Origin of the sequence: Microbacterium luticocti DSM 19459, from assembly GCF_000422405.1 — a bacterium.
GTDB lineage: Bacteria > Actinomycetota > Actinomycetes > Actinomycetales > Microbacteriaceae > Microbacterium > Microbacterium luticocti.
In genome coordinates, this window is sequence record NZ_AULS01000003.1 from 18,629 (window position 1) to 39,143 (window position 20,515).

Here is a 20,515-nt window from a genome sequence, read left to right on the forward strand (position 1 = left end):
CTGAAGGAGAGTGATTCCGCACCCCGCTCGTTCCGATCGGTGCCGGCTGTCGCCCAGGGCGACACCGAACCATCACCCCAGGGCGACGCCGAACAGCGCCCCGAGCACGTAGGTGACCGCCGCCGCACCGCATCCGATCAGCAGCTGGCGCACCGCACGCCGCAGCGGAGGCGCCCCCGACAGCAGCCCCACCATGGCACCGGTGGCCAGCAGCGCGGCCCCGACCAGGGCCAGGGCGACGACCACCGCCCCGGTTCCCGACATCCCGAACAGCCACGGCAGCACCGGGATGACCGCGCCGACGGCGAAGAACAGAAAGCTCGAGATCGCCGCCCGCCACGCGCCGCCGACGACCTCGTGCGCGTCGGCGCCGACCGGCCCGGTGGTGGCGGGCACGGCATCGGCCCGGCGGGCTCGGGCCAGCATCCGCTCGGCGCGGGCGATCGCCTCGTCGGCGCCGAGCCCGCGGCTGCGGTAGACGAGCGCGAGCTCGTTGGCGTCCAGGTCGAGGTCGGGCAGGATGCCGTCGGCGAACTCGCCGGGCTCGGTGGCTTCGAGCAGCTCGCGCTGCGAGCGCACCGACACGTATTCCCCCGCCCCCATCGACAGGGCGCCGGCGAGCAGTCCGGCGACCCCGCTGAACAGCACGAACTGGGCCGACACCCCGGTCGCGCCGATGCCCAGCACCAGCGCGAGGTTCGAGACGAGCCCGTCGTTCGCGCCGAACACCGCGGCGCGGAAGCCGCCCGACAGCCGCCGGCGGCCGCGGGCGGCCAGCCCGCGCACCACCTCCTGGTGCACCTTCTCGTCGGCGGCCATCGCCGCAGTCGCGTGCGGGTCGGCGTCGTACGGCGAGCGCCCCTCGGCGTTCTGGGCGAGGGCGAGCACGAAGATCGACCCGAAGTGGCGTGCCATCCAGCCCAGCAGCCGCGTGCGCGTCGAGGCACGCGGCAGGGTCGCCGGTTCGCCGCCGAGCAGCGCCAGCCAGTGCGCCTCGTGTCGCCCTTCGGCGTCGGCGAGTGCGAGCAGGATCTCGCGCTCCTGCCCGGTGCGGCGCCCTGCGAGCTCGCGATACACGCGCGCCTCGGCACGCTCGTTCACGAGGTACTGGGCCCACAGCCGGCGCTCACGCGCCGTGGGGTCGGGTACGGGTGTCACAGCTCTCCCCGGGGTCGACGACCGTTCGAGGCTATCGAGGGCGGGATGCCGCGCCCGGCGGTTCTGCGGGATTGCCAGCATTTCGGGGGTCCGAACCGCGCGAGACGGCCGCTCGCAGCCCGGCTTCGCCGGCGCGCATCACCCGGCGGTGGGCGGCGACGAAGACCGGACGCAGCAGGGGCGCGGACAGGTTCATCCACCGGCGGGTGGTGGCCACCTCCCAGTGCACGTCGAGCACGCTGCCGTCGCACGCCGCACGCAGCCGAATGCTGCCGTGGCCGCGCAGGTCGCCGCGGCTGTCGGCCGCGACGGCACGCCCCGCCTGCCAGCGCGTGACGGTCAGGCGCGTGCGCAGCCGGTACCCGAGCGGGCTGCGCACGAGAAGCGTCAGCGCCACGGGCCGCGCCTGCGGCATCCCGATCGTCACGTCGGCCACCTGAACGGCCGGCCACCACGGCGCCGCGCCGGTGCGCAGCATCCGTTCCAGTTCCGCCCAGCAGCGTTCGGGCGGCGCCGGGATGTGCCAGCGCGAGTCGAACGAGTACCGCACGCGGCGAGTCTACGAGTGCACGCGGCGGCGCAGCAGGTCGATGCGGGCCTGCAGCTGGGCGACGGTGGCGCGCGACACCTCGGGGCCGCCGCACATGCGCCGAAGCTCCGCGTGCACCAGTCCGTGCGGCTGCCCGCTCTGCCGCGCATACAGGCCGACGAGGCTGTTCAGCAGCTGCCGCTGCTCTTTGAGCGTGCGATGCAGGGCGACCGGCGGGGCGTCGCCGGCGGGGTGCGCGCCCTCGCGCGCCTCGCGTTCGGTGCGGCGCCGGCTCTGCCGGGCCTGCCGCTGCATGAGCAGCTCGTGCACGTGCTCGGGTTCGAGCAGACCCGGAAGCCCGAGGAACTCCTCCTCTTCGGGCGTGCCGGGCACGGCGAGCTGACCGAACTCACGGCCGTCGTACAGCACCCGGTCGAAGTGGGCAACCGATCCCAGCGCCTGATACGTGAACTCCTCGGTGAGCGCGTCCGAGGCCTTCTCGTCGCGCGCCGCGGCATCCATCAGGTCTTCTTCGGCGTTCCACTCGTCGCCCTCCGCGTCGCGGTCCAGGGCATGGTCGCGCTGCCGCTCCAGCTCGTTCGCCAGCGCCAGCAGCTGCGGCACGTTCGGCAGGAACACGCTCGCGGTCTCGCCGCGGCGCCGCGCCCGCACGAACCGGCCGATGGCCTGGGCGAAGAACAGCGGCGTGGACGCGCTGGTGGCGTACACGCCGACCGCCAGGCGGGGCACGTCGACGCCCTCCGACACCATCCGCACCGCCACCATCCAGCGGCTCGTGCCCTGCGAGAACGCCTCGATGCGGGCGGATGCCTCGGCCTCGTCCGAGAGGACGACGGTGGGCGCCTCGCCGCTCAGCCGGGCGAGGATGTCGGCATAGGCCCGGGCGGCGGTCTGGTCGGTCGCGATGACCAGCCCACCGGCATCCGGCACCTGCTCGCGCACCTCGCTCAGCCGCCGGTCGGCGCTGCGCAGCACGGCGGGGATCCAGTCGCCCTGCGGGTCGAGCGCGGTGCGCCAGGCCTGCGCGGTGACGTCCTTGGTGTTGTCCTGGCCGAGCTGGGCCTCCATCTCGTCGCCGGCCTTGGTGCGCCACCGCATCTGCCCGGCGTAGACGAGGAAGATGACCGGCCGCACCACGCCGTCTTCGAGGGCGCGCCGATACCCGTAGCTGTAATCGGTGCGTGAGATGCGGATGCCGTGCTCGTTCGGGTGGTACTCGACGAACGGGATGGGGGCGGTGTCGCTGCGGAACGGGGTGCCCGAAAGCAACAGTCGGCGGGTGGCCCGCTGGTACGCCTCGCGCAGCGCGTCGCCCCAGCTGAGCGCGTCGCCGCCGTGGTGCACCTCGTCGAGGATGACCAGGGTGCGCCGCTCGAGCACCAGCCGTTGGTGCACGGATGCCTTGACCGCGACCTGCGCGTAGGTCACCGCGACGCCGTGGTAGTGCCGGGCAGGGGTGGCGTGCCGGTTGCTGAACGCCGGGTCGAGCCGGATCGAGACCCGGGCCGCAGCATCCGCCCACTGCGTCTTCAGGTGTTCGGTGGGCGCCACCACGACGATGCGGTCGACGACCTCGCGGCGCAGCAGCTCGCTGGCCAGCCGCAGGGCGAACGTGGTCTTGCCGGCGCCCGGGGTGGCCGCGGCGAGGAAGTCGCGAGGGCCCTTGCCGATGCCGTCGGGGCCGTCCAGGCCGAAGTAGAGGTCGAGCGCCTCGGCCTGCCAGGCGCGCAGCCGCTGCGCGGTGCCCCACGGGGCGCGCTGCGGGTAGGTGGGCGAGAGGTGTTCGGCGGCGGAGCTCCCGAGTGAGGCGTGCTCGACCACCCGGACTCCCTTCCGCGACAGTGTGCGCGCCGCGTCGTCGGCGCGACGAGATTCCACCTTAGGCGACACCGACGACCTCCCCCGGCGGGCTAGGGTGAGACTCGGTCACGAACCGGGAGGCCCCATGTCGGACGATCTTCGCAGCCCGTACGTCGAGAACGCGCAGCCGCACCCGTGGCGGCGCTTCGTCGCACTGGGCGACTCGTTCACCGAGGGGGTGGGCGACCCCGACCCGACTCGTCCGGACGTGTACCGGGGCTGGGCCGACCGGGTCGCCGAGGTGCTGTCGAGCCAGGTGGACGACTTCGCATACGCGAACCTCGCCGTGCGCGGCAAGCTCATCCGTCAGATCGTCGACGAGCAGGTGGATCCGGCCCTGGAACTCAAGCCCGACCTGATCACGTTCTGCGCGGGCGGCAACGACGTCATCCGGCCCGGGTCGGACCCGGATGCCGTCGCCGAGATCTTCCGCGACGCGGTGGCGCGTCTGTCGGCCACCGGCGCGACGGTGGTGGTGTTCACCGGCATCGACACCGACTTCACCCCGGTGTTCCGCGCGATCCGCGGCAAGGTGGCCATCTACAACGAGAACGTGCGCGCCGTCGCCGACCAGTACGACTGCATCGTGGCCGACCAGTGGGCGCTGAAGACCGTGCAGGACCCGCGGTTCTTCACCGACGACCGGTTGCACTTCAACGCGCTGGGTCACCACGAGGTCGCACGCATGGTGCTGCGGGCGCTGAACGTGCCGAACGAGCTGACGCCGATGCAGCCCGATCCGCTGCCGCAGCGCACCTGGCGTGAGGCTCGCGCCGAAGACCTGGTGTGGGCGCGTGCGCACCTGGTGCCGTGGGTGCTGCGCCGGCTGCGGCACCAGTCATCCGGCGACAACGTCACCGCCAAACGCCCCGAGCCGCTGCCGGTCACGACGCTGGCGCCGGGGAAGGATGCCGCCGCGCACCGCGGCGAGAGCGCGTAGTGGCGACGCCGTCCGGGGCGGCGCTGCCTCCTTCGCCCGGCCCGCCCACCCACGGCATCCGTCCGCTGTTCACCCTCCGACCGGCCCCGCGCCGCTGGCCGAGCGCGCTGCGGGCGTCGATCTGCATGGGCGTGCCGCTGACCGTCGGGTGGCTCAGCGGGCACATGGATGCCGGGATGATGGCGAGTCTCGGGGCCTTCACGTCGTTGTACGGCAGCGGGCGCCCCTACCTGAACCGGGCCGGACATCTGGCGCTGATCGCCCTGTCGTTCGCGCTCGCCGTCGCGCTCGGCATGGCGGTCGAGGGAGTGCCGCTGCTGGTGGTGCCCACCGTCGTGGTCATCGCGATGGTCTCGACGTACATGTGCAGCGCGCTGCGCGTCGGCCCGCCCGGCGCCTACATGTTCACCCTCGCGTGCGCGGCCGGGACGACGCTGCCCACGGCGAGCATCGCACCCTGGCACGCCGGACTGCTCGTGCTGGCCGGGGGCGCGGTCGCGTGGGTCGTGCACATGGTGCCCGCCGTCGCTCGTCCACGCGGGCCCGAGGGGCTCGCCGTCGCCGCCGCCGTCCGGGCCGTGGCCGCACACGCGGCGGCCGTCGGATCCCCGCGGCAGCAGGACGCCCGGCACCGCGCCGCGCTCGCGCTGAACGCCGCGTGGACCACACTCGTCACCGAGCAGCCGACGCGCCTGCCCGCCACGGCGACGCTGCGGCATCTGCAAGGGCTGAACCGCCGCCTGCACCTGCTGTTCGCACGGAGCGTCCGTGCGGCCGCACGTGGAGCATCCGCCGACCCGGTCATCATCGACACCGCCGTCGAGCTGGTCGAGCGGGCGCGGCAGCGGCCCGCGGACCAGGGGCATGACGGGTTCCTGCCGCTCGGCGCCGCGAGCCCGTGGAACGCGTTGCGCGCCGGGCTGCGCCCGGGTGCCCCGGCGCGGCTGATCGTGCTGCGGGTCGGTGTCGCGGCCCTGCTCGCCGGCATCGCGGGCGGGCTGCTCGGCCTGGAGCGCGCGTACTGGGCGGTGGCCGCGGCGGTTCTCGTGCTGCACGCGGGGCTGGACTGGATCCGCACCGTGCAGCGCGGCGCCGAGCGCATGGTGGGAACGTGGGTCGGCCTGTTGCTGGCCGGCGCGGTGCTCGTCGCGCATCCGCAGGGGCCGTGGCTGGTGCTCGTGGTGATGGTCGCGCAGTTCGTCATCGAGGTGACGGTGATGCGCAACTATTCGCTCGCGGTGGTGTTCATCACGGTGTCGGCCGTGGTGATCGCCGCGGGCGCGCAGGGCGAGGGCGACATCCCCGGCCTGCTGCTGGCCCGGGGCGTCGACACCACGATCGGGTGCGCCATCGGCGTGCTCGTGTTCTTCGCGTTGCGGGCGGCGACCGCCCGCAACCGCCCGACCCGCATCCCCGACGCCATCGTGGCGGCCGTGCAGAGCGCGGAGGCGGTCATCGTGCACGTCGCGGCGGCCGATCCGGGCTCGCCGCAGGCGCACCGTGCCCGGCACCGGCTGCAGTCCGCGCTGTTCGCCGTCGGCAACGCGTACACGGCGGCCGTCGGCGGATCGGCGGCGCAGCGACGCACCGCCGAGCAGCACTGGCCCGCGGTGACCGCGGTGCAGGAACTCGGCTACGGCGCGCTGGCCGCCTGCTGGATGCTCGAGCACGGCGACCGCGACATCTCCGCCGAGCGCGACGACGCGTTCGGCGACGGTCGTGACGGGATGTCGCGGATCCACGATGCGCTGGCGGCGGTGGCCGCCGCGGTGCGTGACGGGTCGGAGCCGGCGCCGCTGCCGGCGCTGCCGCGCCTGTTCGGGCCCGAGATCGACGCGCTCGCCGCGTCACTGCCCGCCCCGGCCGCCGCGGCCGGACCGGATGCCGGCTGAGCCCCGCCCGCCGGGCGGGGCGCGGCGGACCGCCAACAGGCCGAGATGTGCACAGGGCCGTTTCTGAGCCTCTCCGAACGCATCCGAGCATGTCGGCGGCCCGCCCGTCACTCCATACGCAACGCCCACATCGCCACCGCCGCGGCAGCTGCCACATTGAGCGAGTCGACCCCGCCGCGCATCGGGATCGTCACGATCTGGTCGGCGGCGGCCAGCGCCCGGCGTCCCAGCCCGTCGCCCTCGGCGCCGAGCATCAGTGCGACCCGCTCCGGCGGGTCCGCGGCGAACTCATCGAGCGGCACCGCGTCGTCGGCGAGCGCGAGTGCGGCGAGCACGAAGCCGGCGTCGTGCAGCACGTCGGCGGCCTCGGGCCAGTCGGGCAGCCGGGTCCACGGCACCTGGAACACCGTGCCCATGCTCACCCGCACGCTGCGCCGGTACAACGGGTCGGCACAGCGCGGACCGACCAGCACCGCGTCGGCGCCCAGGCCCGCGGCCCCCCGGAACATCGCCCCGACATTGGTGTGGTCGACGATGTCGTCGAGCACGAGCACCCGCCGGGCAGCGGCCAGCACCTCCGCCGGCTCCGGCAGCGCCGGCCGGTGCATGGCCGCGAGCACGCCGCGGTGCACCGCGTATCCGGTGACCTGCTCGGCGACCTCGGCGGGCACCGTGTACACGGGCACGTCGGGGCGCCTGGCGAGCAGGGCTTCGGCATCCGGCATCCACTTGTCTTGGATCAACACCGACCGCGGCCGGTGCCCCGCCGCCAGCGCCCGGGCGAGCACCTTCGCCGATTCGGCCATGTACAGGCCGCCGGCGGGCTCGATCACCCGCCGCAGTGCGACGTCGGTGAGGTCGCGGTAGTCGGCCAGACGCGGGTCGTCCGCGTCGTCGATGCGGGTGACGATCACGCATCCAGGATGCCGCCGCCGCTGCACGATCCCAAACCGCGGGCGTAGCCTGGACGGGCGGGGGTGCGGATGACGGACGCGATCGACCAGGCGGTGACGGTGCTCTCGGGCCGCCGGCTGGCGGTGCTCACCGGCGCGGGCGTCTCGACCGACTCGGGGATCCCGGACTACCGCGGCGAGGGAGCCCCGGTGCGCACCCCGATGACCGTGCAGCAGTTCCTCGGCTCCGAGCAGGCCCGTCGCCGGTACTGGGTGGGCAGTCACCTGGGCTGGAAGCGGTTCTCGGCGGCGCATCCCAACCCCGGGCACGCGGCGCTCGCCCGGCTGGAGCACCTCGGCACCGCCACCGGGGTCATCACGCAGAACGTCGATGGCCTGCACCTGCAGGCCGGGTCGGGGCGCGTGGTCGAGCTGCACGGCACCATGCGCCGGGTGGCATGCCTGCGCTGCGGCCAGGTGTTCGACCGCCGTGACCTCGCCGCCCGCATCGAGGCCGACAACCCCTGGCTGGTCACCGACGAGCAGGCGGTGCTGCTGCCCGACGGCGACGTGAACCCCGACTCGGTGGACGGGTTCCGCATCCCGGTGTGCAGCGTGTGCGGCGGGATGCTCAAGCCCGAGGTGGTGTTTTTCGGTGAGACGATCCCGCCCGCACGGTTCGCCGGGGCCGCGCAGCTGCTCGCCGCGGCGCAGGCGCTGCTGGTGGCGGGCTCGTCGCTGGCGGTGAACTCGGGGATGCGGCTGATCCAGCGCGCGCATCGCCGCGCCCTGCCGGTGGTGATCGTGAACCGGGGTGCGACCCGGGCCGACGCATCCGCCGCGGTGAAGATCGACGCGGGCACCAGCGATGTGCTGGGCAGCCTCGCCGCCCGGCTCCCCCGCCCGGCCGGTTGAGCGTGCTCGGCATCGTTCAGCGTCCGCTCGGCATCCGCTCGGTGCGGGTCGGTAGGCTCGCGGCGTGACTTCGCTGACCCTCGTGCGCCATGGCGAGACCGACTGGAACCTCGTCGGACGCATCCAGGGCGCCACCGACATCCCGCTCAACGACACCGGTCGCCGTCAGGCGCGCGAGGCCGCCGCCGACCTGGGCGAGCGGCTGCACGGTCCGGTCGCGATCGTCGCCAGCGACCTGTCGCGCGCCCGCGAGACCGCCGAGATCATCGCCGGCGAGCTCGGACTGCCCGTGCCGCGGCTGTACCCCGGTCTGCGCGAGCGGGGGTACGGCGCCGCCGAAGGGATCACGGGCGACGAGTTCGCGGCGCGGTTCGGTCCGTGGGCCACGGCCCAGGTGCCCGGCGCCGAGACCGCCGACCGGTTGCGCCGCCGCGCCGTCGCCGCGGTGCGCCGGGTCGCGCACGATGTGCGCCGCGCCACCGCGCCCGCCGCGGCATCCGTCATCGTCGTCTCGCACGGCGCGCTCATCCGCGAACTGGTGCGGCACGTCACGCACGGCGACCTGCCGGAGCCGGGCACGTCACTGCCCAACGGCGGCGGCTACACGCTGCTGTTCGAGCGCGAACGGCTGCGTCTGGTGGATGCCGCCCGCAGCGGCGCCGCGCAGGCCGAGCGGGTCTGAGCCGTGGGTCTGAGCCGCCGGTTCTCGGATTCAGGCCCGGCCCAGCACCGCCCGGGCGTGCCGCAGCACCGGCTCGTCGACCATCCGGCCCCGGAACGAGAACACGCCCCGTTCGCCCTCGGCCGCAGCCAGCACCGCCTTCGCCCAGGCGACGGTGTCGGCGTCGGGCCGGTACGCGGCACGGATGATCTCGACCTGCGAGGGATGGATGCACGCCGTCGCGGCGAAACCCGTCGCCGCGGCATCTTCGGCCTCGCGGGCGAGCCCTTTCGCGTCGGCGATGTCGAGGTGCACCGCGTCGACCGCGGCCCTGCCGTGCGCGCCGGCGGCCAGGAGCACCCGCGCCCGCGCGTAGCGGGCGATGTCGCGGTAGCGGCCGTTGCGCTTGCGGCTGGAGGTGCCGCCCAGCGAGGCGACCAGGTCTTCGGCGCCCCACATCAGCGCGTCGACGTTCTCGAGCGCGGCGATCTTCTCGGCCCGCTCGACCCCGCGCGCGGTCTCGCACAGCGCGACGACGCGCAGCCGCGGGTCGAGCCGGCCGATCCGCTTCGCCGACTCGGCCTTGGCGACCATGACGGTGCGGTAGTCGGTCTGCAGCACGGTCGACAGATCGGATGCCAGGTGGTCGGAGTCGAGCGGATTGATGCGCACGATGGTCCGGGCCGGGTCCAGGTCGCTCTCGATCACATGCCCGCGGGCGGCGGCCTTGGCATCCGGCGACACCGCGTCTTCGAGGTCGAGGATCACCGCGTCGGCGCGCTCGGCCGCCTTCGCGTACCGTTCCGGCCGGTCGGCCGGGCAGAACAGCAGCGCCGGGCCCATGGCGAAGCTCATGCGTCCTCCTGCGGCAGGCACCACATCAGCGCGACGCGCGTGACGGTGGCGACGATCTCGTCGTTCTGGTTGCGTCCGGTGTGGGTCATGGTCACCAGCCCCTGACCGGGCCGCGACTTCGACAGGCGTTTGGCGACGATCTCGGTGTCGCCGTACAGGGTGTCGCCGGCGAACACCGGATGCGGGAAGGCGATGTCACTGAGCCCGAGCTGGGCGACCAGGGTGCCCTGGGTGATCTGCGCCACCGACATGCCGACCAGCGTCGACAGCGTCCACATCGAGTTCATCAACAACCGGCCGAACGGCTGCGTGGCCGCGTAGGCGGCGTCCAGATGCAGCGCCTGGGTGTTCATCGTCAGCGCCGAGAACAGCATGTTGTCGGCTTCGGTGACGGTGCGACCGGGCCGGTGCAGGTAGCGCGCGCCGGCCTCGCACTCCTCGTAGTACAGCCCGCGCTGGACGATCTCGGTCATCGCCGTCACGCCAGTCCGAGTGAACGGGCGATGACCAGCAGCTGCACCTCGGTGGTGCCCTCCCCGACCTCGAGGATCTTGGAGTCGCGGTAGTGCCGGGCGACCGGGTATTCGTTCATGAACCCGTTGCCGCCGAAGATCTGGGTGGCGTCGCGGGCGTTGTCCATGGCGGCGTCGCTGGCGGTCATCTTGGCGATCGCGGCCTCGGTCTTGAACGGCTTGCCGGCGTCGCGCAGCCGGGCCGCGTGGTGCCAGGCCAGGCGCGCGTTGTGCACCCGGGCGTGCATGCGGGCGATCATGAACTGGATGGCCTGCTTGCTCGCCAGCGGCTGCCCGAACACGGTGCGGCTGTGCGCATAGTCGACGGCCGCGTCCACACATCCCTCGGCGGCGCCGGCGGACAGCGCGGCGATCGCTATGCGCCCCTCGTCGAGGATGTGCAGGAAGTTCGCGAATCCGCGGCCACGCTCACCGAGCAGGTTCTGCTCGGGCACCCGCGCGTCCGCGAAGGTGAGCGGGTGCGTGTCGGAGGCGTGCCAGCCGACCTTGTCGTAGGCGGGCTCGACGGTGAAGCCGGGGGTGCCGTTCGGTACGACGATCGTCGAGATCTCCTTGCGCCCGTCGCTTTCGCCGGTGACGGCGGTGACGGTCACGAACCGGGTGATGTCGGTACCCGAGTTGGTGATGAACTGTTTGGCGCCGTTGATCACCCAGTGGCCGTCCTCGAGGCGCGCCGTGGTGCGGGTGGCCCCGGCATCCGACCCCGCGTCGGGCTCGGTGAGCCCGAACCCGGCGAGCGCACGGCCGGCCAGCAGGTCGGGCAGATACTGCTGCTTCTGCTCCTCGTTGCCGAACCGGAACACCGGCATCGCGCCCAGGCTCACACCCGCCTCGAGGGTGATCGCCAGGGACTGGTCGACCCGGCCGAGCGCCTCGATCGCCAGGCACAGGGCGAAGTAGTCACCGCCCTGCCCGCCGTACTCCTCGGGGAACGGCAGGCCGAACAGGCCCATCTCGCCCATCTGGGCGACGACGTCCAACGGCAGGGTGTGGGTGCGGTCGGCCTCGTAGGCGACCGGGGCGACGACGGTGTCGGCGAAATCGCGCACCATGCCGGCGAGGTCGCGCTCGTCGTCGGTGACGTCATAGGTGCTGTAGGTGTCCATGCGGGTCCTTCATTCGGGGCTGTCGGTGGTCACGGATGCCGCAGCGTCCGTGGTCTCGGGTGCGGGGGTGTCGGCGATGACGCGGGCGAGCACCTGGTCGCGGCGCACCTGGTCGCCGACGGCGGTCGACAGGGCGAGGACGCCGTCGTGCGGTGCGGTGAGCGGATGCTCCATCTTCATCGCCTCGATCGAGAGGATCTTGTCTCCGGCGGCGACCCGGGCGCCGTCGGCGACGTGCACGGCGACGACGGCCCCCGGCATCGGGGCACGCAGGTCGGGGTCGGATGCCGCATCCGCCCGTTCGCGTTCGGCCAGGCGCCGTGCCAGCAGCTGCCGTCGACTGAGGGGGGTCAGCGCGGTGTTGACGCCGTCGGCGTGCACCCAGATCTGGCCGTCGGGTCCGACCGCGGCCCGGTCGGCCTGCGCCGCGATCGTCATTTCGGCCCGCGGCGCCCGCTCGGCGACCATGATCGCGCCGTCGGACGTGGCGAACCACACCCGGGCGGGCACGGGCTCTTCGCCCATCCGCCACCCCGACCCCGCCAGCCACAGCGGCGAGGCGTGCCCGCGCTCCGCGGCCGCCGGCACGACGGCGGCGGCGGCCGCCAACGCGGCATCCGCCGGTACGGGGTCTTCGAACGGCGGCATCCGGTCGATGAGACCGGTGTCCATCCGTCCCTCGATGACGGCGGGGTCGGCCAGCAGCGTGCGCAGGAACGCGATGTTCGAGTCGACGCCCAGCAGCACCGTGTCGGCCAGGGCGGCGTCCAGTGCGGCCAGCGCGGTGGCGCGGTCGTCACCGTGGGCGATGACCTTGGCGATCATCGGGTCGTAGTCGGCGGTGACGACGCTGCCGGACTCGACCGCGGCATCGGTGCGCACCCCGGGCGCCGGCTGCCACCGCAGCACATCGCCGGTGGCGGGCAGAAAGCCGCGCGAGGGGGCCTCGGCGTACACGCGCGCCTCGATCGCGTGGCCGTCGAGCACGACCTCGCCGAGGGCGAGCGGCTCGCCGGCGGCGATGCGCAGCTGCTGTTCGACCAGGTCGATGCCGGTGACCAGTTCGGTCACCGGGTGCTCGACCTGCAGCCGGGTGTTCATCTCCATGAAGAAGAACTCGTCGGGCGCGTCGGCCGAGACGATGAACTCCACGGTGCCGGCACCCGTGTAGGCCACGGATGCCGCGGCCGCGCAGGCGGCCTCGCCCAGTCGGGCTCGGGTGACCGCGTCGATGATCGGCGACGGCGCCTCTTCGATCACCTTCTGGTGGCGGCGCTGCAGCGTGCATTCGCGCTCGCCCAGATGCATGACGTGGCCGTGGGTGTCGCCGAGCACCTGCACTTCGATGTGGCGCGGGGTCCGGATCAGTCGTTCGAACAGCAGCGTGTCGTCGCCGAACGCGGCCTTCGCGACGCGACGGGCGGTGGCCACGGCATCCGGGATCTGCGCCGCGTCGTGCACCTCCTGCATCCCCTTGCCGCCGCCGCCCGCGGACGGTTTGATGAGCAGCGGAAAGCCGGCCGCGACGGCGGCCGCGGTGATCTCGGCGTCGGTCATGCCGGCGGCGCTGAACCCGGGCACGATCGGCACGCCGGAGGCGGCGACGTGGTCGCGGGCACGGATCTTGTCGGCCATCACCTCGAGCGCCTGCGCGCCGGGCCCGACGAACACGATGCCGGCCGCGGCGCACGCGGCGCCGAACGCCGGGTTCTCCGACAGGAACCCGTAGCCGGGGTGGATCGCGCGGGCGCCGGTGGCGCGGGCGGCGGCGATGATCGCGTCGATGTCCAGGTAGGACTGCGCCGCCGCGGCGGGGCCGATGCGCACGGCGACGTCGGCCTCGCGGGTGTGCGGGGCGTCGGCGTCGGCGTCGCTGTAGACGGCGACCGAGCGGATGCCCAGACGGCGCAGCGTGCGGATGACGCGGCGGGCGATCTCGCCGCGGTTGGCGACGAGGACGGTGTCGAACACCTCGGTGAGCGGGGTCATATCCTCACATCCGGAAGACGCCGAAGCGCGGCTCGGGCAGGGGGGAACGGGAGACGACGTCGAGCGCGAGGCCCAACAGGTCGCGGGTGTCGGCGGGGTCGACGACACCGTCGTCCCACAGCCGCGCGGTGGCGTAGTAGGGGCTGCCCTGCTCGTCGTACTGCGCACGGATGGGCGCCTCGAACTCGGCCTGCTCGTCGGCCGACCACTCCTGGCCGCGCGCGGCGAGCTGGTCGCGTTTGACGGTCGCCAGCACCGAGGCGGCCTGCGGTCCGCCCATCACCGAGATGCGGCTGGCCGGCCACGTCCACAGGAACCTGGGCGAGTACGCGCGGCCGCACATCGAGTAGTTGCCGGCGCCGAACGAGCCGCCGATCACGACGGTCAGCTTGGGCACGCGGGTGGTGGCGACGGCCGTGACCATCTTGGCCCCGTCTTTGGCGATGCCGCCGGCTTCGGCATCCCGCCCCACCATGAAGCCCGAGATGTTCTGCAGGAACAGCAGCGGGATGCCCCGCTGGTCGCACAGTTCGATGAAGTGGGCGCCCTTCAGCGCCGACTCGCCGAACAGCACGCCGTTGTTGGCGACGATGCCCACCGGATGACCGTGGATGTGCGCGAAGCCGGTGACCAGGGTGGTGCCGTACTCCTTCTTGAACTCGTGCAGCTCGCTGCCGTCGACGAGGCGCGCGATGACCTCGCGCACGTCGTACGGCTGGTTCACGTCAACCGGCACCACACCGTACAGCTCGCCCGGGTCGGCCACCGGCTCGCGCGAGTCGAGCACCTCCCACGCCGGGTCCGCCGGCGGCGGCAGCGTGGCCACGATGTCGCGGACGATCTGCAGGGCGTGCTCGTCGTCTTCGGCGAGATGGTCGACCACGCCCGAGCGGCGGGCGTGCAGCTCTCCCCCGCCGAGCTCTTCAGCGGTCACGATCTCGCCGATCGCCGCCTTCACCAGCGGCGGTCCGCCGAGGAAGATCGTGCCCTGGTTCCGCACGATGACCGTCTCGTCGCTCATCGCCGGCACGTACGCACCGCCGGCGGTGCATGAGCCGAGCACGGCGGCGATCTGAGGGATGCCTTCGGCCGACAGCCGCGCCTGGTTGTAGAAGATGCGGCCGAAGTGATCGCGGTCGGGGAACACCTCGTCCTGCATGGGCAGGAAGGCACCGCCCGAGTCGACCAGGTACACGCAGGGCAGCCGGTTCTCGAGGGCGATCTCCTGGGCGCGCAGGTGCTTCTTGACCGTCATCGGGTAGTACGTGCCGCCCTTGACGGTGGCGTCGTTGCACACCACCATGACGTGCCGACCGTGCACCAGCCCGATGCCGGCGATGACGCCCGCCGCGGGCGCCTGGTCGTCGTAGAGCCCGTTCGCGGCCAGCGGCGCGATCTCGAGGAACGGGCTGCCCTCGTCGAGCAGCCGCCTCACACGGTCGCGCGGCAGCAGCTTGCCGCGCTTCACGTGGCGCTCGCGGGATGCCTCGGGGCCGCCCAGCGCGGCGGCCGCCAGGCGTTCGCGCAGCTGCGCGGCCAGGTCGCGCTGCGCCTGCGCGGTTCGCATGAACGCGTCGCCCGCGGCCGGGGCGGTGTCGATCACCGGAGCCAGTGGGGCCATGCCATCTCCCTCGACGTCCTGCGGCCCCGTGCACGGATGCCGCCACTGCTGTTAGTGTTCACTAACTGAGAAGTCATGTTAGCGAGGATTAACTGAAATGGCAACGGTCCCCACCGATCGTGAGCGGGCGAAGTCGGATCGGCAGTCCGCGCTGCTGCGTGCCGCGGCGCGGCTGTTCGCCGAGCGCGGGTTCGCCGGGGTGAGCCTGGAGGACCTGGGAGCCGCCGTGGGCGTGAGCGGCCCGGCCGTGTATCGGCACTTCGCCAGCAAGCAGGCGCTGCTGGCGGCCATCCTCGTCGGGGTGAGCGAACGACTGCGCGACGGGGGCACCGCGGTGCTCGAACGTGAGACGGATGCCACGGCGCGGTTGGATGCGCTGATCCGGTTCCACGTCGACTTCGCCCTGACCGATGCCGACGTCATCCGCGTGCAGGACCGCGACCTCGCATCGCTTGCCGACGCCGACCGGCACCGGGTGCGGCGACTGCAGCGCGAGTACGTGGAGTTGTGGGTCGGCGTACTCCGCGGCATCCACCCCCAGCGCACCGACGCCGACCTGCGCGTGCGCGCACACGCCGTGTTCGGGCTCATCAACTCGACGCCGCACAGCGTGCGCGGCCTACGGGCGGCACCGGCAGAAGCCGAGGTGCGCGCGACGCTCGAGCAGTTGGCGAGCGCCGCGCTGCGCGCGTGAGCCCGCTGCGGTGCACAGACTTTGGAGCACAGACTTCGGAGAAGTCGACGTACCTCGGACGATTCCCGCAGAATCACCCGACGTACGTGCGATCATCCGGAGTCTGTGAGAGCAGCCCGCGCCCCGTCAGCGGACGAACCCGGCCTGAACCCGCCCACCGCCTTGCTCAGCTCGACCTCCACCCGGTCGCCGAACGCCGCGAGATCACCTCGCCGCAGCGGAGGCGCGAGTTCGTCGCGTTCCCGGCCGCGCCCGAGCCGCGACGAGTTCGTCGGTGCGTTGCCGGCTGCGCCCAAGCTGCGAGGGCGCGCCGTTCCGCATGGCGCGGAGCGACTCGCCTTCTCCATCGCTAGTAGGGCGCCACGAGGCCCGGGAACATCGGGAAGTGCGTGATGTTCTTCGTCAGAAGCTCCGCGCCGATCAGCGTCGCGGTCGCAGCGATGAGGAAGTCCGCCACATCGATGCCGTTGTGCGACGGAAGCCAGCGCCGCCCCAGTTCACCGGCGCGCTCAGCCACCGGCTCATCGACGGGATGCCAGGTGATGACTTTCAGGAGCGGAGAGACGGCCTCGCGTTCGGCAGGCCGGATCAGCACCAGCAGCTCCGCTCGCACAACTTCACTCGAATGCAGTTCTCCGCTCTCCGCTGCGCGAAGCAGCGCATCGCGCGCCCCTGCCACCCCCCGGGTGTGATCGATCAGCACCGATGTGTCGATGAACCACGCGGTCATGCGAGCTCTGCCAGTCTCCGCCCGCTGCGTAGCCGCTCGACCTCGCGTTCTCCGTCATGCTCGATCGCCACAACACCGAATGACGTGTCGATCGCGGTGCGCACGGCGTCGGCAGCAGTCGGCGCGCCGTAGGTCGAATGGATCGCATCACGGATGAGCGCGCTCATCGACAACCCGGTCCGCCGGGCGGCCACGTCGAGGATTCTCCGGTCGTCCTCGCTCAGGGAGATCTGGGTGCGCGACAGGACCATGATGTAATACTACTACATCATCCGAATACCGGCTCGTTCGATGCGCGCGCTGCTCGAGCAGCTCGCCCGTGCCGCGCTGCGCGCCTGACCCTGGCCGCGGGTTTGCCGCGGGTTTGGGGCGGGTTTGTGCGGATTCGGCCGCACAGATCCGCCCCAAACGCACAGATCCGCCCCAAACCCGGTGCCACGGCGCACCGCGCCGGTGCACGCGACCGGCAGTTCGCGCCGGTCCACGCGACGGGCAGTCCGTGCCGACTCAGCGCAGCAGCATCGCCCGCCCGGGCTCTTCGAGCACCCGGGCGACGTCGACGAGGAAACGCGATCCCTCGGCGCCGTCCACCAGCCGGTGGTCGAACGAGAGGCTCAGGGTCATCACGTCGCGCAGGGCGATCTCGCCGTCGTGCTCCCACGGCCGCCGTGCCACCGAGCCCAGGCCGAGGATGCCCGACTCCCCCGGGTTCAGGATGGGGGTGCCGGCCTCGACCCCGAACACGCCGAAGTTCGTGATCGAGAACGTGCCACCGGTCATCGCCGACGGCGGCGTCTTGCCCGAGCGCGCGACCTGGGCGAGCTCGGTGATCGCGTCGGCCAGCTCGACCAGGGTCATCGCGTCGGCGTCCGGGATCACGGGCACGATCAGCCCGCGCTCGGTGGCCGCGGCGATGCCGAGGTTGACGTAGTGGTGCTCGACGATCTCGCCCGCATCGGCATCCCACTTGGCGTTCAGGCTCGGGTTGCGCCCGAGTGCCAGGCAGACGGCCTTCGCGGCGACCGCCATCACGCCGATGCGGTGCCCCTCCAGCGACCGGTCGGCCTTCAGCGACGCGACCAGCCGCATCGTCTCGGTGATGTCGACGGTGTGGAACGTCGTCACGTGCGGCGCGGTGAACGCGCTGCGCACCATGGCCTGGGCGGTGACCTTGCGTACCCCACGGATCGGGATGCGGGTGACCCGCTCACCCGGTGCCGCCTCACGCCCGGCGGCCACCGACTGCCCGGTTCCCGCCGCACCGGCCGTGCGCGCCTCGTCGGCGGCCGGGTGTGCGTCGAGACCGACCCGTGCGGCATAGGCCTCGACGTCGGCACGGGTGATCAGACCGGTGGCCCCGGTGGCCTCGACGAGCGCCAGGTCGATGCCCAGGTCCTTGGCGAGCTTGCGCACCGGCGGTGTGGACCGCGGACGCTCGATCGGGCGTTCCAGGGGCTGCTCGACGATCGCGTCGTGCGGGGCCGCCTCGAGCACGGCCGTCTCGGCACCGGTACCTGCGCCACCGGTGCGGGCGGCGCGGGCGCGCCGCTGCGGCCGAGCCGACTTGCGCGGCGCGGCACCGTAGCCCACGAGGTTCGGCGTGGCCTTCTCCTCTTCCTCGGCGGCGTCCTCGTCGGCCGCCGCAGGGGCTGCGGCATCCGGTTCCCCGCCGCCGAACGTGATGAGCACCTCACCCACCTCGACGACGTCTCCGGCGGCATGGTGCAGCTTCTGCACCGTACCGGCGAAGGGACTCGGCAGCTCGATGACGGCCTTGGCGGTCTCGACCTCGGCGATGTTCTGGTTCAGGGCGACCTCGTCGCCCTCGGCGACCAGCCACGAGACCAGCTCGGCGTCGGGCAGTCCCTCACCGAGGTCGGGCAGACGGAAATCCTGGCTCACAGTTCGACTCCGGTCAGGCTGTTCGGCCGGTCCAGCACGCTGTCCACCGCGTCGAGGATGCGGTCGAGGTCGGGCACATGGTGCTTCTCGAGCTTCGCCGGCGGGTACGGGATGTCCCACCCGGTCACCCGCACCGGTGCCGACTCGAGGTGGTTGAAGCAGCGTTCGGTGACGCTGGCGATCAGTTCGGCGCCCATCCCCGCCTCGCGGGCCGCCTCGTGCGTGACCACGACACGGCCGGTCTTGCGCACCGAGGCGGTGATGGTCTTGTAGTCCACCGGCGACAGCGACCGCAGGTCGATCACCTCGATGTCGACGCCCTCGTCCTCGGCGGCGGTCGCGGCATCCATCGCCGTCGACACCTGCGCACCGTAGGTGAGCAGCGTCACGTCGCGGCCGGGCCGGGCGATGCGCGCCAGGCCCATCGGCGCGGCGTCGGCGAGGTCGCCGTCGAGCTCCACCTCGCCCTTGGTGTGGTAGAGCCGCTTGGGCTCGAAGAACACGACCGGGTCGTCGCAGGCGATCGCCTGCCGCAGCACCGTGTAGGCGTCCTGCGGGTTCGAGACGGCCACCACCCGCAGACCCGCGGTGTGCACGAAGTACGCCTCGGGCGACTCGGAGTGGTGTTCCGCGGCACCCACGCCGCCGGCCCACGGGATGCGGATGGTGATGGGCATCTTCACCGCACCCTGCGAGCGGTAGTGCAGCTTGGCGACGTTCGAGACGATCTGGTCGAACGCGGGGTACACGAAGCCGTCGAACTGGATCTCGACCACCGGCCGGTACCCGCGGTAGGCCAGGCCCACGGCGGTGCCCACGATGCCGGACTCGGCGAGCGGGGTGTCGACCACGCGCTGCGCGCCGAACTCGGTCTGCAGGCCGTCGGTGATGCGGAACACCCCGCCGAGCTTGCCGATGTCCTCACCCATGATGAGCACCTTGTCGTCATCGCGCATGGCGCGACGCAGGCCCTCGTTCAGGGCCTTGCCCATGGTGAGCTGGGTCATCGTGCCACCTCCGCCGACTCGTCCTGGAAGCCGTCGAGGTAGGCCGAGAACCAGGTGCGCTCTTCGTCGAGGCCGGCGTGCGGCTCGGCGTAGACATCGTCCAGGATGCTCAGCGCCGGTGCCGTCGTCATGGCCAGGCAGGTGCTGCGCACGGCGGCGGCCATCTCGTCCGAGGCCGCGGCGACGACGGCGGCGAACTCGTCGTCGAACGCGCCCTGGCTGCGCAGGTACGCCTCGACACGGGTCAGCGGGTCGCGGCCGCGCCAGGCATCGAGCTCGCCCGGGCTGCGGTAGCGCGTGGGGTCGTCGCTGGTGGTGTGCGGGCCCATCCGGTAGGTGACCGCCTCGATGAACGCCGGTCCCTTGCCGCTGCGGGCGTGATCGAGCGCCCAGCGCATCGCGGCGGTGACGGCGAGCACGTCGTTGCCGTCCACGCGCATGCTCGGGATGCCGAACCCGGGCGCACGGCCGGCGATGGGCGCGGTGGCCTGCACGCCGACCGGCTCGCTGATCGCGTACTGGTTGTTGGAGCAGACGAACACCACCGGCGCGTGGTACGACGCGGCGAACACCATGGCCTCGTTCACGTCGCCCTGGCTGGTGGCGCCGTCGCCGAACCAGGTCGCCACGACCTGGTCGGTGCCGTCGCGCTGGATGCCCATGGCGTAGCCGACCGCGTGCAGGGTCTGCGCACCGATGATGATCTGCGGGATGGCGGCGCCGATCTCGTTCGGGTCGTAGCTGGAGTGCGCCTCGCCCCGCCAGGCACGGATGTACCCCTCGGGCTTCGCGCCGCGGGCGTACGTCACCCCGGTCTCGCGGTAGCTCGGGAACGCGAAGTCGTCGGCCCGCATCGCACGGGCGGTTCCGATCTGGGTGGCCTCCTGGCCCTGGCAGGGCGCCCACAGGCCCACCTGCCCCTGACGCTGCAGCGCCATGCCCTCGGCGTCGATCCGGCGCAGCACGACCATGTCGCGGTACAGGTCGCGCAGCGCCTGCACGTCGATGTCGGCGACCCACGGGTCCAGGTCGTGGTCGGCGATCCGCTCGCCGTCGGCGGTCAGCAGTCGTGCGACGTCGTCGACATCCGTCTTGAGGTCGGCTGTCCCAGTCAGGGTGTGCACCATCGTCATCCCTCCTTCTCGCGGCACCCTCGTGGGGCGCCGCGTGATGAGCCGGCTACACCGCCGGATACCGTGAGAGTACGTG

At 72.6% G+C, this 20,515-nt stretch carries 19 protein-coding genes; 5 read left to right on the forward strand and 14 right to left on the reverse strand.

Annotated features, from left to right (window positions below; genetic code table 11):
* Positions 1 to 72: 72 nt before the first annotated feature.
* Genes H577_RS0105120 through H577_RS0105130 form a run of 3 tightly spaced genes read right to left on the reverse strand, consistent with a single transcriptional unit; the run spans position 73 to position 3,529 of the window.
* Positions 73 to 1,158: a VIT1/CCC1 transporter family protein gene (locus tag H577_RS0105120; protein WP_029145036.1), complete on the reverse strand. Its 1,086-nt coding sequence runs from the start codon at positions 1,156 to 1,158 to the stop codon at positions 73 to 75.
* A gap of 31 nt (positions 1,159 to 1,189) precedes the next feature.
* On the reverse strand, positions 1,190 to 1,708 hold the full coding sequence (locus H577_RS0105125) for an SRPBCC family protein (RefSeq protein WP_029145037.1): 519 nt from the start codon (positions 1,706 to 1,708) through the stop codon (positions 1,190 to 1,192).
* Between the two features lie 9 nt (positions 1,709 to 1,717).
* Positions 1,718 to 3,529: a DEAD/DEAH box helicase gene (locus tag H577_RS0105130; RefSeq protein ID WP_029145038.1), complete on the reverse strand. Its 1,812-nt coding sequence runs from the start codon at positions 3,527 to 3,529 to the stop codon at positions 1,718 to 1,720.
* A gap of 124 nt (positions 3,530 to 3,653) precedes the next feature.
* Here H577_RS0105130 and H577_RS0105135 point away from each other — a divergent pair, with 124 nt between their 5' ends.
* Both H577_RS0105135 and H577_RS15220 read left to right on the forward strand, forming a co-directional pair.
* Positions 3,654 to 4,508: an SGNH/GDSL hydrolase family protein gene (locus H577_RS0105135; protein WP_029145039.1), complete on the forward strand. Its 855-nt coding sequence runs from the start codon at positions 3,654 to 3,656 to the stop codon at positions 4,506 to 4,508.
* The gene (locus tag H577_RS15220) at positions 4,508 to 6,400 is read left to right on the forward strand and encodes an FUSC family protein (protein ID WP_051191786.1); all 1,893 of its coding nucleotides are present in this window, start codon (positions 4,508 to 4,510) and stop codon (positions 6,398 to 6,400) included. The genes H577_RS0105135 and H577_RS15220 overlap by 1 nt, the downstream gene beginning before the upstream one ends.
* 107 nt (positions 6,401 to 6,507) lie before the next feature.
* Here the strand turns inward: H577_RS15220 and H577_RS0105145 are convergent, their stop codons facing one another.
* Positions 6,508 to 7,314, reverse strand: coding sequence for a TrmH family RNA methyltransferase (locus H577_RS0105145; RefSeq protein WP_029145040.1), 807 nt, complete (start codon positions 7,312 to 7,314; stop codon positions 6,508 to 6,510).
* A 69-nt stretch (positions 7,315 to 7,383) separates the two neighbouring features.
* On the opposite strand from H577_RS0105145, the gene H577_RS0105150 reads away from it, so the two are divergent.
* Both H577_RS0105150 and H577_RS0105155 read left to right on the forward strand, forming a co-directional pair.
* Positions 7,384 to 8,208: a Sir2 family NAD-dependent protein deacetylase gene (locus tag H577_RS0105150; RefSeq protein WP_036283933.1), complete on the forward strand. Its 825-nt coding sequence runs from the start codon at positions 7,384 to 7,386 to the stop codon at positions 8,206 to 8,208.
* Positions 8,209 to 8,272: 64 nt separating this feature from the next.
* Entirely contained in the window at positions 8,273 to 8,890 is a 618-nt protein-coding gene (locus tag H577_RS0105155) for a histidine phosphatase family protein (RefSeq protein ID WP_029145042.1), read from the forward strand.
* A gap of 30 nt (positions 8,891 to 8,920) precedes the next feature.
* Here the strand turns inward: H577_RS0105155 and H577_RS0105160 are convergent, their stop codons facing one another.
* Genes H577_RS0105160 through H577_RS0105180 form a run of 5 tightly spaced genes read right to left on the reverse strand, consistent with a single transcriptional unit; the run spans position 8,921 to position 14,919 of the window.
* Positions 8,921 to 9,724, reverse strand: coding sequence for an HpcH/HpaI aldolase/citrate lyase family protein (locus H577_RS0105160; protein WP_029145043.1), 804 nt, complete (start codon positions 9,722 to 9,724; stop codon positions 8,921 to 8,923).
* Entirely contained in the window at positions 9,721 to 10,197 is a 477-nt protein-coding gene (locus H577_RS0105165) for a MaoC family dehydratase (protein ID WP_029145044.1), read from the reverse strand. The genes H577_RS0105160 and H577_RS0105165 overlap by 4 nt, the downstream gene beginning before the upstream one ends.
* Positions 10,198 to 10,202: 5 nt before the next feature.
* Positions 10,203 to 11,363 carry an acyl-CoA dehydrogenase family protein gene (locus H577_RS0105170; protein WP_029145045.1) on the reverse strand — a complete coding sequence of 387 codons (1,161 nt, stop codon included), beginning with the start codon at positions 11,361 to 11,363 and terminating at the stop codon, positions 10,203 to 10,205.
* Positions 11,364 to 11,372: 9 nt separating this feature from the next.
* Positions 11,373 to 13,352, reverse strand: coding sequence for an ATP-binding protein (locus H577_RS15225; protein ID WP_036283935.1), 1,980 nt, complete (start codon positions 13,350 to 13,352; stop codon positions 11,373 to 11,375).
* A 4-nt stretch (positions 13,353 to 13,356) separates the two neighbouring features.
* The gene (locus H577_RS0105180; RefSeq protein WP_425411312.1) at positions 13,357 to 14,919 is read right to left on the reverse strand and encodes a carboxyl transferase domain-containing protein; all 1,563 of its coding nucleotides are present in this window, start codon (positions 14,917 to 14,919) and stop codon (positions 13,357 to 13,359) included.
* 151 nt (positions 14,920 to 15,070) lie between these two features.
* On the opposite strand from H577_RS0105180, the gene H577_RS0105185 reads away from it, so the two are divergent.
* Positions 15,071 to 15,667: an SACE_7040 family transcriptional regulator gene (locus H577_RS0105185; RefSeq protein ID WP_029145047.1), complete on the forward strand. Its 597-nt coding sequence runs from the start codon at positions 15,071 to 15,073 to the stop codon at positions 15,665 to 15,667.
* A 349-nt stretch (positions 15,668 to 16,016) separates the two neighbouring features.
* On the opposite strand, the gene H577_RS0105190 is transcribed toward H577_RS0105185, so the two are convergent.
* The 5 genes from H577_RS0105190 to pdhA form a co-directional block, all read right to left on the reverse strand.
* A complete protein-coding gene (locus H577_RS0105190) occupies positions 16,017 to 16,397 on the reverse strand; it encodes a type II toxin-antitoxin system VapC family toxin (protein WP_029145048.1) in 381 nt (126 codons plus the stop codon).
* Positions 16,394 to 16,648 (reverse strand): ribbon-helix-helix protein, CopG family, encoded by a 255-nt coding sequence (locus H577_RS15230; protein ID WP_036283937.1) that lies wholly within the window; start codon positions 16,646 to 16,648, stop codon positions 16,394 to 16,396. The genes H577_RS0105190 and H577_RS15230 overlap by 4 nt, the downstream gene beginning before the upstream one ends.
* A 256-nt stretch (positions 16,649 to 16,904) precedes the next feature.
* The gene (locus H577_RS0105200) at positions 16,905 to 18,299 is read right to left on the reverse strand and encodes a dihydrolipoamide acetyltransferase family protein (protein WP_029145049.1); all 1,395 of its coding nucleotides are present in this window, start codon (positions 18,297 to 18,299) and stop codon (positions 16,905 to 16,907) included.
* Entirely contained in the window at positions 18,296 to 19,306 is a 1,011-nt protein-coding gene (locus H577_RS0105205) for an alpha-ketoacid dehydrogenase subunit beta (RefSeq protein ID WP_029145050.1), read from the reverse strand. The genes H577_RS0105200 and H577_RS0105205 overlap by 4 nt, the downstream gene beginning before the upstream one ends.
* Positions 19,303 to 20,439 carry a pyruvate dehydrogenase (acetyl-transferring) E1 component subunit alpha gene (gene pdhA / locus H577_RS0105210; RefSeq protein ID WP_029145051.1) on the reverse strand — a complete coding sequence of 379 codons (1,137 nt, stop codon included), beginning with the start codon at positions 20,437 to 20,439 and terminating at the stop codon, positions 19,303 to 19,305. Before pdhA ends, H577_RS0105205 begins: the two co-directional genes overlap by 4 nt.
* Between the last annotated feature and the right edge of the window lie 76 nt (positions 20,440 to 20,515).